Origin of the sequence: Halomonas sp. CSM-2 (assembly GCF_002119345.1) — a bacterium.
In the GTDB taxonomy this organism is placed as follows: Bacteria; Pseudomonadota; Gammaproteobacteria; order Pseudomonadales; family Halomonadaceae; genus Vreelandella; species Vreelandella janggokensis.
On the sequence record NZ_NBYR01000004.1, the window covers coordinates 107,238 to 120,036 of the forward strand.

The 12,799-nt window shown below is 58.2% G+C and carries 11 protein-coding genes; 7 read left to right on the forward strand and 4 right to left on the reverse strand.

What is annotated here, in order from left to right; genetic code table 11:
* Nucleotides 1-14 precede the first annotated feature (14 nt).
* The 7 genes from ribH (at nt 15) to B7L15_RS04345 (ending at nt 8,740) form a co-directional block, all read left to right on the forward strand.
* Nucleotides 15-506 carry a 6,7-dimethyl-8-ribityllumazine synthase gene (gene ribH, locus B7L15_RS04315; protein ID WP_085917784.1) on the forward strand — a complete coding sequence of 164 codons (492 nt, stop codon included), beginning with the start codon at nt 15-17 and terminating at the stop codon, nt 504-506.
* Entirely contained in the window at nt 499-1,002 is a 504-nt protein-coding gene (nusB, locus tag B7L15_RS04320; protein ID WP_085917785.1) for a transcription antitermination factor NusB, read from the forward strand. Before ribH ends, nusB begins: the two co-directional genes overlap by 8 nt.
* A gap of 59 nt (nt 1,003-1,061) precedes the next feature.
* Nucleotides 1,062-2,039 (forward strand): thiamine-phosphate kinase, encoded by a 978-nt coding sequence (gene thiL / locus B7L15_RS04325; RefSeq protein WP_085917786.1) that lies wholly within the window; start codon nt 1,062-1,064, stop codon nt 2,037-2,039.
* Complete coding sequence (locus B7L15_RS04330; RefSeq protein WP_085917787.1) at nt 2,036-2,509, forward strand: phosphatidylglycerophosphatase A family protein; 474 nt, start codon at nt 2,036-2,038, stop codon at nt 2,507-2,509. Before thiL ends, B7L15_RS04330 begins: the two co-directional genes overlap by 4 nt.
* Nucleotides 2,510-2,557: 48 nt before the next feature.
* Complete coding sequence (locus B7L15_RS04335) at nt 2,558-3,814, forward strand: DUF945 family protein (protein WP_085917788.1); 1,257 nt, start codon at nt 2,558-2,560, stop codon at nt 3,812-3,814.
* A 91-nt stretch (nt 3,815-3,905) separates the two neighbouring features.
* Nucleotides 3,906-6,350: an endopeptidase La gene (lon, locus tag B7L15_RS04340; protein WP_085917789.1), complete on the forward strand. Its 2,445-nt coding sequence runs from the start codon at nt 3,906-3,908 to the stop codon at nt 6,348-6,350.
* Between the two features lie 224 nt (nt 6,351-6,574).
* The gene (locus B7L15_RS04345) at nt 6,575-8,740 is read left to right on the forward strand and encodes a methyl-accepting chemotaxis protein (RefSeq protein ID WP_085917790.1); all 2,166 of its coding nucleotides are present in this window, start codon (nt 6,575-6,577) and stop codon (nt 8,738-8,740) included.
* Nucleotides 8,741-8,797: 57 nt separating this feature from the next.
* On the opposite strand, the gene msrB is transcribed toward B7L15_RS04345, so the two are convergent.
* The 4 genes from msrB to B7L15_RS04365 all read right to left on the reverse strand — a co-directional run bounded on the left by msrB (nt 8,798) and on the right by B7L15_RS04365 (nt 12,798).
* Complete coding sequence (gene msrB, locus B7L15_RS04350) at nt 8,798-9,196, reverse strand: peptide-methionine (R)-S-oxide reductase MsrB (RefSeq protein WP_085917791.1); 399 nt, start codon at nt 9,194-9,196, stop codon at nt 8,798-8,800.
* Between the two features lie 146 nt (nt 9,197-9,342).
* The gene (locus B7L15_RS04355) at nt 9,343-10,929 is read right to left on the reverse strand and encodes a gamma-glutamyltransferase family protein (RefSeq protein ID WP_085917792.1); all 1,587 of its coding nucleotides are present in this window, start codon (nt 10,927-10,929) and stop codon (nt 9,343-9,345) included.
* 30 nt (nt 10,930-10,959) lie between these two features.
* Nucleotides 10,960-12,285: a TRAP transporter large permease gene (locus B7L15_RS04360; RefSeq protein ID WP_085917793.1), complete on the reverse strand. Its 1,326-nt coding sequence runs from the start codon at nt 12,283-12,285 to the stop codon at nt 10,960-10,962.
* Between the two features lie 3 nt (nt 12,286-12,288).
* Nucleotides 12,289-12,798, reverse strand: coding sequence for a TRAP transporter small permease subunit (locus B7L15_RS04365; protein ID WP_085917794.1), 510 nt, complete (start codon nt 12,796-12,798; stop codon nt 12,289-12,291).
* Nucleotide 12,799: the final 1 nt, after the last annotated feature.

Consider the following 12,799-nt stretch of genomic DNA (forward strand, 5'->3'; position numbering starts at 1 on the left):
GCAGGAATAAATTGATGCAATCCCTTTCTCAAGTTGAAGGTACCTTTGTCGACGTCGATGGCCGTTACGTCATCGTGGTTGGCCGGTTCAATCACCATGTCGTAGACAGTCTGGTGGAGGGCGCCGTCGATAGCCTGGTTCGTCATGGCGTTGATATGGAGCACATCGACATTGTGCACGTCCCCGGTGCCTGGGAGCTGCCGCTGGCCGTCAAGCGTGTCCTCAAGGTGGTGAAGCCTGACGCGGTCATCGCCCTGGGGGCGGTGATCCGCGGTGGAACGCCGCATTTTGAATATGTGGCGGGTGGCTGCAATACCGCCCTCAACCAACTACAGCTCGAGTTCGATACGCCCATCGCCAACGGCGTGCTGACCGTCGAGTCGATCGAGCAGGCCATTGAGCGTGCCGGCACCAAAGCGGGTAACAAGGGTACTGAAGCGGCCATGGCGGCCATGGAAATGGTTTCGTTGCTGCGCGCTATTGCGTCGGGTGATACTCATGAGTGAACGTCGTGAGCGCAAGCCTTCGGCTGCCCAGCAGGGCCGGCAAGCGGCGCGTGAGCTGGCGGTGCAAGGGCTCTATCAGTGGCACATGACGGGTAAGCCGATCAACACCATTGAGGCCGAATTCCGCAGCCATCTACCTGATGCCGACATGGAAGATCATGAGAATTGGGCCAAGGTGATGGAGATTGCTGACAAGGCGCTGTTTCATGAGCTGCTGATCAATACGTCGCGTTTCAGTGCGGAGCTGGACCGGGATATAGCACCGTTGCTTGACCGTCGTCTGGAAGACCTGGATGCCGTCGAGCTGGCCATTCTTCGCCTTGGAGCCTACGAGCTGTCGCGGCGTATGGAAGTGCCTTATCGTGTGGTCATTAACGAAGGCGTTGAGCTGGCCAAGTCGTTTGGTGCCACTGACGGCCATAAATACGTGAACGGCATTCTCGACAAGTTAGCCATTCGCTTGCGGAGTGCCGAAGTCAGTGCGCGTCGCCGCTAACCGGCCCCATGGACCGGGTGACTGCGCGTTCTTGCTGACGTTGCGTTCAAGGGGCCTTTGTGCTTGCCGAATTTGATCTGATTCGACGTTATTTTACGTCGCCGTGTCGCGATGCGAGCTCTCGGAGCGTGGCGCTGGGGGTCGGTGATGATGCTGCCGTACTGACGCCACAGCCGGGCCGCCAGCTAGTGGTGAGTGTGGATACCTCGGTGGTAGATGTTCACTTCCCCGGCGAAGCACCCGCTGAAGCCATTGGACACCGTGCGCTGGCTGTGGCGCTGAGTGACCTGGCCGCCATGGGGGCGACGTCACGTTGGTGCGTGATGGCGCTGACCATTGATCAGGCGCAATTTGCCGATGATAACGCTGCTGATGCCTGGCTCTCGGGCTATGCGCGGGGGTTTGCCGCACTGGCTGACCGGCACGCAACAACGCTGGTGGGTGGCGACATCACGTCCGGCCTGCTTTCCATCGCCGTGACTGTCATGGGTGACGTGCCCAATGCCACAGCGCTGACACGAAGCGGCGCCCGGCCTGGCGACGTGATTGCCGTTACCGGCGCGCTGGGCGGGGGAGCCGGCGGTTTGGCGCTGTGGCGAGAGGGTGAACGCGATAAGGCTCACCCGCTGCTTGAGCGCTATTTATGGCCGACGCCGCGCTTGGCGGCAGGCGAAGCGTTGCGCGAGTGGGCGACCGCGGCGATTGATATTTCAGACGGACTGTTAGCTGATCTGGGCCATCTGCGCGAGGCATCTGGCGTAGGGGCAACGTTATCGCTGGACGCATTGCCGCTGGCTGAAGGCCTGGAACATGCCTTGGGGCCAGAAGCGGCTCGACAGGCCGCATTGACCGGCGGCGACGACTATGAACTACTGGTGACGTTGCCCTCGACTCACGTCGAACAAGCGCGCCAGCAGCTTGCTGCGTCAGGCGTTCCACTCCACGTGATTGGTGAGTGCAGCGACATCTTGGGCGTGCATGGACTTCCCGTTCAGCGCTATCACGGCTGGCAGCATTTCAAGGGAGAGACGCCATGAATCATGCCCCTGCAAGCGTTTGGCGTCGGCCCACGCATTTTTTTGCCTTTGGGCTTGGCAGTGGTGCCGTGCCTTTTGCGCCGGGTACGTTTGGCACGCTGGCGGCGATTCCTTTTTATTGGTTAATGGCCGATCTGTCGCTAGGCTGGTACTTAAGTATTGTTTTTGTCGCCTTTGTGATCGGCGTATGGCTGTGCGATAGAACGTCCCACGATTTAGGGGTGCATGATCATTCCGGGATCGTTTGGGATGAATTTGTCGGCTACTGGATTACCATGGCGGCGGTGCCGTTTTCATGGGAATCTGCACTGTGGGGCTTTTTGGTGTTCCGCATTTTCGATGTGTTCAAACCCTGGCCTATCCGCTGGGCGGACCGGAGGGTGGCCGGCGGGTTTGGCATCATGATCGATGATGTGATGGCAGGGATCTACGCCTGGAGCATAATGCATCTGTGGTTTTGGCTGCATTGACCGTTTAATAACGCTGCCCGTTGGCGCGTTTGGCTCAAGGGAGATGCCATGCGCAAGGAACGTTTGATTGTCCCCGTTCTGGCGGTAATAGCCGTGCTATGGGTAGCGGCACAGCTGCTTTCAAGCGTGTTGTTCGAGCGCAGCCTGCGTCAGGCGCTGGATGACCTGGCCGCCCGCGGTGAGTGGCGGGTGACGCGTACTGAAAGCGATCAGGGATGGTTAACCTCACAAGGCCGATTGGTTCTTTCGCCTTTGCTCGGGCGGCCCTGGCGACTGGAGCTTAGCTACACGGCCCGTCACGGTCTTTTAAGCACCGACGTGGAAGGCACGCTTTTGCCCCGCCTCGATACCGTCCTTCAGCAAGCGTTGGGGGAGGTATCTGCGCCTTCCGTACCGCGTTGGCAAGGCACTTACCACACATTGAGCGGTCACAGCGAACTGCGTCTGGCGCTTGCTCCCTTCGTTATTCAGCAAAACGGCAGGGAATTAGCCGTGCGCGGTGGTCGGCTGCGCCTGGAGGGCGTTTACGGCGATTGGCGGCTACGGGCGCTGATGGATCAACTGACCATTACCGATGGGCCGGCCGAGCTGCGTGTCGGGCCCTCGACGTTGGAGAGCCGCTACACCTACACCGAAGACGCCTACCACTTTACCCAGTACGATTCTCTACATATCGAGAATGTGGCGCTGTCCTACCCTGCTTTTGATGTGCAAATAGCCCCGCTTGATGTCAGTAGCCGGATGATGCTCGACGAGCAGGAGTTGCGCGTGAAAGGAGAACTGCATATTGGCGAGGTCAGGGTGCCTTCCGAAGCGCCGGACACGCCGTTACTGCAAAACGGCCATATGGAAATGGAGCTTTCCCGGATCAATGCCGATGCGGTGCGCGATACCATACGTCAACTGCGCCAGGAAGCCGCATGGGGCGATGCCCGCTTACCCTTGGCGGAGGGAACCCTGACTCGCCTCCAGCCCGACTTGCGTCAGCTGTTAAGCGATTCACCGCGGTTGGATGTCTCGACCATCGCTGTCGACAGTCCGCTGCTGGGGATTCGATTGGATGCCGATGGCGCGCTGTTCTTTGACAACCGCCAGCTGGACAAGTTGGACATCACCAAGCTGGATGAGCCTGAAGAGCAGGCGCGTTGGCGTGAGCGTATCGACGGGGACTTTACCTGGCACGATGCCCCGACCGTCGCGGCCCTCTGGTTGGGGCTGCCGTTGGGTACTCAGGAACTGGCGTTCGACGTGGTGCGTGGCCAGTGGCGCGTCAATGGTCGTCCAATGCCCAATCTATGGCCCTGAGCGTCAACGGTTGAAGTTTGTCTGATGTGCCCGCATTTCCATCACAAAGCCGAGCGGCAATCGCCACCGGCAGGTGTTGATTGGAGGGTTCATGAGCGACCAGGAATTTGACCGAGACGACCACTTTAACGTGCAGGACGACAACGATCCGACCTCGCAGGGTGAGGACGACCAATTCCGATCAGACGGTGAGCGTGTCAACTCAATGGTGCCCGCCAGTGACATGCTTCCCGAACGTATCTATCTGCTACCGATCCATAATCGGCCCTTCTTTCCCGCCCAGGTGCAACCGCTGGTCATCAATCGTGAACGCTGGGAAGAGACCATGCGCCGGGTGGGTAATACCCCGCACCAGACTGTAGGGGTTGCTTATGTGGGTGAGCAGGGTATCGACTCCCTGGATAGTGAAGGCTTTCCGACCATTGGCACGGCGGTCAAAGTTCACAAGATGAAGGGTGAGGATCAGCAGATCCAGTTTATCGCCCGGGGTGTGCAGCGCTTCAAGATTCAGCGTTGGCTATCCAGCACGCCGCCTTACCTGGTTGAAGTGAGTTACCCCAAAGAGCCGGTGGATGCAGAAAACGAAGAAACCCGCGCTTATGCGATGGCGATTATTAATGGGATCAAGGAATTGCTGCCCATTAATCCGCTGTACGGCGAAGAGCTCAAGCACTACCTGAACCGTTTCAGCCCGCACGAACCCGGTCCGCTGACCGACTTTGCCGCGGCGATTACCTCTGCCAAGGGTCCGGAGCTTCAGGATGTGCTGTCGACGCTGGATGTTGCTGAGCGCATGCAGAAGGTACTGCCACTGCTGCGCAAGGAGATTGACGTTGCACAGCTGCAAAGCGAAATCAGCGAGCAGGTCAACGCGCAGATGCAGGAGCGTCAGCGTGAGTTTTTCCTCCGCGAGCAGCTCAAGGTGATCCAGCGCGAATTGGGTATTTCCAAGGACGACCGTGAAAACGATGTCGATACCTTCCGCGCCCGCCTGGAATCGCTGGTGGTGCCCGAGCGGGTCCAGTCGCGGATCGACGATGAACTGGACAAGCTCAGCGTACTGGAAACCGGTTCGCCTGAGTACGGCACGACACGCAATTATCTTGACTGGCTGACGTCGCTGCCATGGGGCGTGACCAGTCCTGACCAGTTGGATCTGAATCATGCCAGACAAGTCCTGGACCGTGATCACGACGGCTTGAAAGACGTCAAGGAACGGATTGTCGAATTCCTCGCCGAAGGGTCCTTCAAGGGCGATGTTGGCGGCTCGATTCTGCTGCTGGTAGGCCCGCCTGGCGTGGGTAAAACCTCTGTTGGGCGTTCGATTGCCGAAGCGCTGGGTCGTCAGTTCTATCGCTTTTCCGTCGGCGGCATGCGCGATGAGGCCGAGATCAAGGGACACCGCCGTACCTACGTGGGCGCGATGCCCGGCAAGCTGGTTCAGTCGTTCAAGGAAGTCGAAGTCGAGAATCCGGTGATCATGCTGGATGAAATCGACAAGCTGGGCCAGTCTTTCCAAGGGGATCCGGCATCTGCGTTGCTCGAGGTACTCGACCCGGAGCAGAACGTCGATTTCCTCGACCACTATCTGGATGTCCGTATGGATCTCTCCAAGGTGCTGTTCGTGTGTACGGCCAATACCCTGGATTCCATACCGAGTGCGCTGCTGGATCGCATGGAGCAAATTCGTCTGTCGGGCTACATTGCCGAGGAAAAGCTGGCGATAGCCAAGCATCACCTCTGGCCCAAGCTGCTCAAGCGCGACAACCTGCCCAAAAAGCGTATTCAGCTCAGTGACGCCGCTCTAAAGCAGGTGATTGAGGGCTACGCCCGGGAAGCGGGGGTGCGTCAGCTGGAGAAACAGCTGCACCGCATCGTGCGCAAGGCAGCCGTCAAGCTGCTGGAAGACGACGTTGAGACCGTCAAGGTGTCGGTGAAGAACCTCGAGGAATTCCTGGGCGCGCCCATCTTCCGCAAGGAAAAAGTCCTCAAAGGTGAGGGCGTGGTTACCGGTCTTGCCTGGACGGCAATGGGTGGTGCCACTTTGCCCATCGAAGCGGGCAAGGTTCATTCTCTGGATCGTGGCTTCAAGCTTACCGGCAAACTTGGCGATGTGATGCAGGAGTCTGCCAATATTGCCTACAGCTATACGCTTGGCCATCTGCAGGAATACGGCGCCGATAGCGACTTTTTCGACTCTGCCTTTGTACACTTGCACGTGCCGGAAGGTGCCACGCCCAAAGATGGTCCCTCGGCGGGGGTCAGCATGACCACGGCGCTGCTGTCACTGGCCAGGCATCAGGCTATTGACCGTCCTCTGGCCATGACGGGTGAGCTGACGCTCACCGGCCAGGTACTGCCTGTGGGCGGGATTCGCGAAAAAGTGATTGCGGCGCGCCGCAGTGACATCTTTGAAGTCATCCTGCCGGAGGCAAACCGGCGTGATTATGAAGAGCTGCCCGATTACCTTAGAGAAGGCATGACAGTGCACTTTGCCAATCGCTATCGTGATGTGGCCAAGGTTGTATTCAAATAGCTCATTAAGCGAATTAGTCATTGACTTGCTTAATTGATGACACTGCTAACGATTATCATCGTTAAATTAGCCTTTCTGGCCATTAACGTTTAGTCCTGTATAACCTTTAAACGCTATCCTCTCGGATAGCGTTTTTTCTTTGTAGGTCACTATTTAGTTTTTACGCTCAAGGTCGATATACATAAAAGCTTCTTAGAAAAAATACATTCTTCACAGGGATCACTATGCGCAACAACCAACCCGTCACGCAGCAAGAATACCCATTAACTGAAGAGACCGTGCTGATATCGCGCTCGGACTTGAAAGGCAACGTGACCTATGCGAACCCGACGTTTGTTGAAGTAAGTGGTTACTCCCGCGATGAGTTGATTGGCGCGCCGCATAATTTAATTCGACACCCGGATATGCCCGAAGCGGCCTTTGCGAATTTATGGAAAACCCTGCAGGCAGGCACTACCTGGCAGGGCCTGGTCAAGAACCGCCGTAAAAACGGTGATCATTACTGGGTGCATGCCACGCTTGCTCCACTGCGTGACGGTGACCGTATCGTGGGGTATACATCGGTACGCCGAAAGGCGAGTCCCAAGGCCGTTGCCAAGGCGGAAAAGGTCTACGCCGAGATGCGTGAGAAAGGCAAATCCAGGCACTACACCCTGGTACGCGGTGAGCTTCGACGCAAGGGGGTTATCGGCATCGTCTCGCGCTTCAAGCTCACCAGCCTGCGCGCAAAGCTGATCGGCATGGTGCTGGCGTCCGTGGCGCTGATAGGGATTGCTGGTGGACTGGGTATTTACGGATTGATGGTCTCCGGAGATCGCCTGGATACCCTGAGCCGCTCGGGACTGGATGACGTCGCTAGCCTGCAGGGAATCGAACAGGCCGCCGGGCAGGTAGTGGATGAGCTGGATCCCGCCGTGCTCAATCCGCGCGCCGTGGACGCCGATGAACTGGCCGCGTCGGTCGGCACAAAACGGGAAAGGATCGAGGCGCGCTGGGACGAATACCGCGCCGATGAAGATCCCGACAGCCAGGCACTGCAGTCCTTTGGCTCAGCGCTCGGCAACTGGAGCGACGGGGTCGATCAGGCGGTGACCGCCCTGGTCGAGAAGGAGAGCTACGACGCCTTTGTCGCCTTCAACGATATCGTCAAGCCCGGCACGCAAACGTTGCAAGCCGAGGTCAGCCAACTGGTTGAAAGCGAACGAACCTTTGCTGCCGAGATGCTGGCGGAGGCCGACCAGGGCCGCCAGCAGATGATGATTGCCCAGCTGGTGCTGATGGGGCTGGGCGCGGCGGTCATGATCGGCTTGAGCGTGCTGATTCTGAAATCGGTGCTGCGTAGCTTGGCCGGCGCGCGCTACGTGACCTTCCAGATTGCCGCGGGCAACCTGGCGGCCCGAGAGCGTCGCCAAACCGGTGATGAGCTAGGTGAGCTTCTGTACTCGCTCGACACGATGCGTTTTAGCCTGTCAGGTATTGTGGGTGACGTTGAAAACCGTGTCTCGGTGGTTACCCCAGCCATTCAGCAGATTGCCGCCGAAAATGAGGAACTGGCGTCGCGTACTGAGCAGCAGGCATCGTCGCTGCAGGAAACGGCCTCGAGCATGGAAGAAATGACTTCGACCGTGCAGCAGAATACCGACAATGCCCGCAAGGCGAGCGAATTGGCCGTACAGAACTCGCACAGCACCCAGCAAACCAGCGAGCAGATGCAGCAGCTGGTTGAGCGTATGCAGCGGATTGCTCAAAGTGCTGAAAAAATGACCGAAATGATCAGCGTGATTGACGGCATCGCCTTCCAGACCAATATTCTTGCCTTGAATGCCTCTGTGGAAGCCGCCAGGGCTGGCGAGCATGGTCGAGGGTTTGCGGTGGTGGCCAGTGAGGTACGTAACCTTGCCGGGCGAAGCGCTGAAGCCGCCCAGGAAATTCGTCGCATGATCGACAGCACCACTCAGGAAGTCACCGGCGGGAGAAGCGCCGTGGAGGAGGCCGAGAAAGCGATCGACGCCGTTATGCGCCAGGTCAACCAGGTAAGCGAGCTGATGGAGTCAATCAGCACGGCATCCAGTGAGCAGAGTAGCGGAATTGGGGAAATCAATTCGGCGATTGCTGAAATGGATAACGTCACCCAGCAAAACGCCACCAAGGTGCAGTCGATTGCCGCGTCGGCGGATAACCTGTCCCTGGAAGCTTTCGAGTTGGCTAACGTGGTGGACGCATTCCGCCTGGAAGGGGCTCAGGAAGAGAGCATCAAAATAGCTCGCGCACATCTGGAAAGAATGAATCAAGCCACTCAGAAAACCGCCAAGGCATTACCCAGCCATTCTTCATCGACGAAAGCGCGCGAGGTGGCGACTGAAACTGCTGATCAATGGGATGAGTTCTAACGCTAGGGTGCGCGCAGATCATTGCGCCCGCCACATGGTGGGCGCAATGGGTAACATCTATTCGTCGGGATGAAACTCAAGGGCTACCGAGTTGATACAGTAGCGCAAGCCGGTACTCTCGGGGGGGCCATCGGGGAATACGTGGCCAAGATGCGCATCGCAGTGGGAACACACCACTTCGGTGCGCACCATGCCATGTGTAGTGTCCTGATGCTCTTCGACGCAGCGGGTGCCAAGCGGACGGTCAAAGCTTGGCCAGCCGCAGCCTGCATCAAACTTGTGTTCGTTCTCGAATAGAGGGGCATGGCAGCAAACGCAATGGTAGATACCTTGCACCTCTCTGACTTGGTAGTCCCCGGTAAACGGCCGCTCAGTGCCTTTTTCACGAGTGACGCGATACTGCTCCGGCGTGAGTTTTTCTTGCCATTGATCCGGGGATTTTTCGATTTTTGCCATGGGGGTCTCCTCTCCCGCTTCCTGACTCAGGATAGCGTATCACTATCGTAAAGGACTTTATCGCCAAGGGCACTATCGTCAATGACAGTGCCTGGCCTGCTTGAGTTCAGGATGCGCAATATCGGCAAAAATCGCCAGCCAAGCCATCAAACGCTGGCCGCGCCACCGTTACTACGCGGGTCGTGAGCGCTTTCAATCAGCCCGTCAGGGTGATGAACGATACCTCCCGCATGTCCCATGGTGTCGCTGAACGGCTCATCGAGCACTTCGACATCATGCCCAGCCGCCTTGAGCGCTGCCACCAGTTTGGCGTCAAAGCGATCCTCGAGTTTTAAGTTCATGCTCGATTCGCCCCAAGTACGGCCCAGGAGCCAACGTGGTGCGGTAACCGCCTGCTGCAACGGTATGTGGTGAAACGCGTAGCGCGAGAAGACCGCGGCTTGCGATTGCGGCTGACCCTCACCGCCCATGGTGCCGTAGACCATGGTACGGCCATCGTTAAACCGGGCCATCGCTGGGTTAAGCGTATGGAAAGGCTTGCGCCCAGGGGCCAGTCCACGAAGCGATTCCGGGTCAAGCGAGAAGCTGATACCGCGGTTCTGCCATAGCACGCCGCTTTCCGGCAGGACAACGCCGCTGCCAAACTCCCAGTAGATGCTTTGTATGAAGCTGACTGCTCGACCCTCGCTATCTACCGCGCCCATCCAGACGGTATCGCCTGGCGCTGGATCGTGGGGCCAGGGCAGTGCTTTGGATGAGTCGATCTGGGCAGCCTCAGCGGCAATGCGTTCGTCGCTGAGTAACCCTTGAAGCGAGGTGGGGACCCGCGCCGGGTCCGTGACGTATTGGTCACGCAGCATGAAGGCGCGCTTGGTGGCTTCAATGAGGCCGTGCAAGTGACCAAAGCCATTGGGTTCGGTGGCTTTGATGCGCTCGTAAATGGCGAGGATCATCAGCGACGCCACCCCCTGGGTAGGGGCAGGGAGGTTATACAAGGTGGCGTCGGTGAGGCCTACTTCCAGGGGTGTCACGCGCTGGGCGCGATACTCGTGGAAGTCCTGCAAACGCAGCGGGCTACCCAGCATCTCCAAATCCCGGGCCATGCTTTCGGCCAACTTACCGCGATAAAAATCATCCAGACCGGCCGTGGCCAGTCGTTCCAGCGTCGCGGCCAAACGCGGCTGGCGAAGCCGGTCGCCTTCTCTGGGCGCTTGACCATCGACCAGAAGTGCCTCGCTGAACCCAGGGCTTTGTGATAAGCGCTCCAGGTGCTTGGCAGTCAGCGTTTCCTGGCTCTTGGAAACCGCGACGCCTTTTTGTGCATGACCAATGGCATCGGCCAGCAGCGTTGTCAGCGGTAGAGGTTTTCCCCAGTCGGCGGCAACCGCTAGCGCCTCCTGCCAGCCGCTTACCGTGCCTCCCATGGTGAGGGCTGCTTTAGGACCGCGTTCGGGAATCTGCGTGTCACCGGCATAGAAATCCGCATTGGCCAACCCCGCAGCTGGGCCGCAGGCATCAATGGCCACCGGTGCCTTGCCAGGCTCATGGATTAACCAGAAGCCATCACCGCCAAGAGCATTCATGTGCGGATAGACCACGGCGATGGTGGCCGCGGCCGCGACCATGGCTTCCACGGCGTTGCCCCCCTGCTTGAGTACGTCTCGACCGGCACTGGCGGCGAGGTGGTGCGGAGCGACACAGCTGCCGCTGAAGCTACGTTGCGTATGGAGCATAAGCTGTCCTTTTATTATTGAGCCTGAGGTTTACCAGCCAATGGCGGCAGGCAGCCACGTGGCAATACCCGGAAATAGTATCACCATGGCAATGGCGAGAAACTGTAAAGCGATAAACGGTAGCACGCCGAGATAGATATCCAGCGTGGTGACGCCTTTGGGGGCGACGCCTTTGAGGAAAAACAGTGACCAGCCGAAGGGCGGCGTTAAAAACGAGGTTTGCAGCACCAGCCCCACCAGAATGCCCAGCCACACCATGTCAACGCCCATCTGGATAAAAAAGGGCAAGAACAACGGCAGGGCGATATAGCTGATTTCGATCCACTCGAGAAAGAAACCGAGCACAAACATCAGCAGTAGCATGAAGAGCAGTGCACCTATCTCACCGCCGGGTACCCACTCGAACATACGCGCTACCAGGTGCTCGCCGCCAAGACCACGAAACGCCAGGCCGAATACCTGCGCGCTGATCAGGATAAAGAACACCATGGATGAGATGATCAGCGTTGCCTTCGCGACCTCTGTCAGTAGGTCAAGGCTAAGCCGCCCGGAGCTGGCAACAAATACCAGGGCGCCCAGGGCGCCCATGGCGGCGGCTTCAGTGGGCGCGGCAATGCCGCCGATGATCGAGCCAAGCACGGCAACGACCAAGCCTACCGGCGGGCCTACCACCAGTATGACCTTGCGTAACAATTGCGCCTTGCCCATTTGGGCACGCTCTTCGGCAGGGATCGGTGGCATTAGATGGGGTTTCCAGGCGGCGAGCGCAAGAATGGCAATGATGTACACCGCTGCCAGGGTCAATCCAGGCATCATGGCGGCAGCGAACATAGTGCCCACCGACTCACCCAGGATCTCTGCCAGTAGAATGAGCACAAGGCTTGGAGGGATAATCTGCCCCAGCGTGCCAGAGGCGCATATCATCCCGCTGGCAAGTGCCTTGGGGTAGCCGCGACGCAGCAGTGTCGGCAAGGTGAGCAGGCCGAGCGTCACGATGGTGGCGCCGACGATGCCCGTGGCCGCACCAAGCAGGACACCGACAAAAATAATCGCCACACCCATTCCGCCCGATACATTACCGAACAAGTGACCGACTACATCGATCAGTTCGGCGGCAAGTTTCGACTTTTCGAGCATCACACCCATGAAAACGAACAGCGGGATAGCCATGAAGGTGTAGTTGGTTACCACGCCGTAGATACGCGACGGAAGCAGGTTGAAAAGCATCGGACCAAAGCCGATAAAACCAAAGACAAAGGCGGTCGTTGCAATGCTGATCGCCACCGGAATGCCGATCAGTAGCATGACGAAAAAAGCCCCGATCATGCCGATCGCCAGCCATTCATTTAAAGACATCGGTTAGTCACCTTGTGCGGGGAGTGCGAACGCATTGCGCAGTGCATGGGCCAGTCCCTGCAGCGCAAGCAGGGTGAAGCCAAAGGGAAGAAAGGCCTTTAAAACCCAGCGGTAGGGCAGGCCACCAGGATTGGGTGACCCCTCGCCGCGGCCAAACGATTGCGCGACCCAGGGAAGCGTCAGCCAGGCGATATACAAGCCCATAACCAGCAGCGTGAGTCCGCCGAACACCTCGATAGTACGTTTTACGAGCACCGGGAAGTGCTCGTAAAAAACGTCTACCCGAACCTGTTCGTCGTTAAGTAGCAAATACGCCATGCCGAACAGGGCAATGGGCGATATCAAGTGCCACTGCAGCTCTTGCAGCCATAGGGCTCCGAAGTCGAACAGGTAACGCAGTATTACATCACCGGAGACCAGTGCTACCAGCAACACACAGGTCCAGGCGGCGATCCGGCCAAATAGCCGGACCAGCACCTCTATGCTATTAACTACCTTTTCTACCGCTCGCATA

What these genes read in the sequence shown, in the direction of transcription:
- B7L15_RS04345 (WP_085917790.1), top strand. Translation starts at nt 6,575, where the DNA reads ATGCGCAACAACCAACCCGTCACGCAGCAAGAATACCCATTAACTGAA.
- B7L15_RS04335 (WP_085917788.1), top strand. Translation starts at nt 2,558, where the DNA reads ATGCGCAAGGAACGTTTGATTGTCCCCGTTCTGGCGGTAATAGCCGTG.
- B7L15_RS04360 (WP_085917793.1), bottom strand. Translation starts at nt 12,285, where the DNA reads ATGTCTTTAAATGAATGGCTGGCGATCGGCATGATCGGGGCTTTTTTC.
- msrB (WP_085917791.1), bottom strand. Translation starts at nt 9,196, where the DNA reads ATGGCAAAAATCGAAAAATCCCCGGATCAATGGCAAGAAAAACTCACG.
- B7L15_RS04365 (WP_085917794.1), bottom strand. Translation starts at nt 12,798, where the DNA reads ATGCGAGCGGTAGAAAAGGTAGTTAATAGCATAGAGGTGCTGGTCCGG.
- ribH (WP_085917784.1), top strand. Translation starts at nt 15, where the DNA reads ATGCAATCCCTTTCTCAAGTTGAAGGTACCTTTGTCGACGTCGATGGC.
- nusB (WP_085917785.1), top strand. Translation starts at nt 499, where the DNA reads ATGAGTGAACGTCGTGAGCGCAAGCCTTCGGCTGCCCAGCAGGGCCGG.
- B7L15_RS04355 (WP_085917792.1), bottom strand. Translation starts at nt 10,929, where the DNA reads ATGCTCCATACGCAACGTAGCTTCAGCGGCAGCTGTGTCGCTCCGCAC.
- lon (WP_085917789.1), top strand. Translation starts at nt 3,906, where the DNA reads ATGAGCGACCAGGAATTTGACCGAGACGACCACTTTAACGTGCAGGAC.
- B7L15_RS04330 (WP_085917787.1), top strand. Translation starts at nt 2,036, where the DNA reads ATGAATCATGCCCCTGCAAGCGTTTGGCGTCGGCCCACGCATTTTTTT.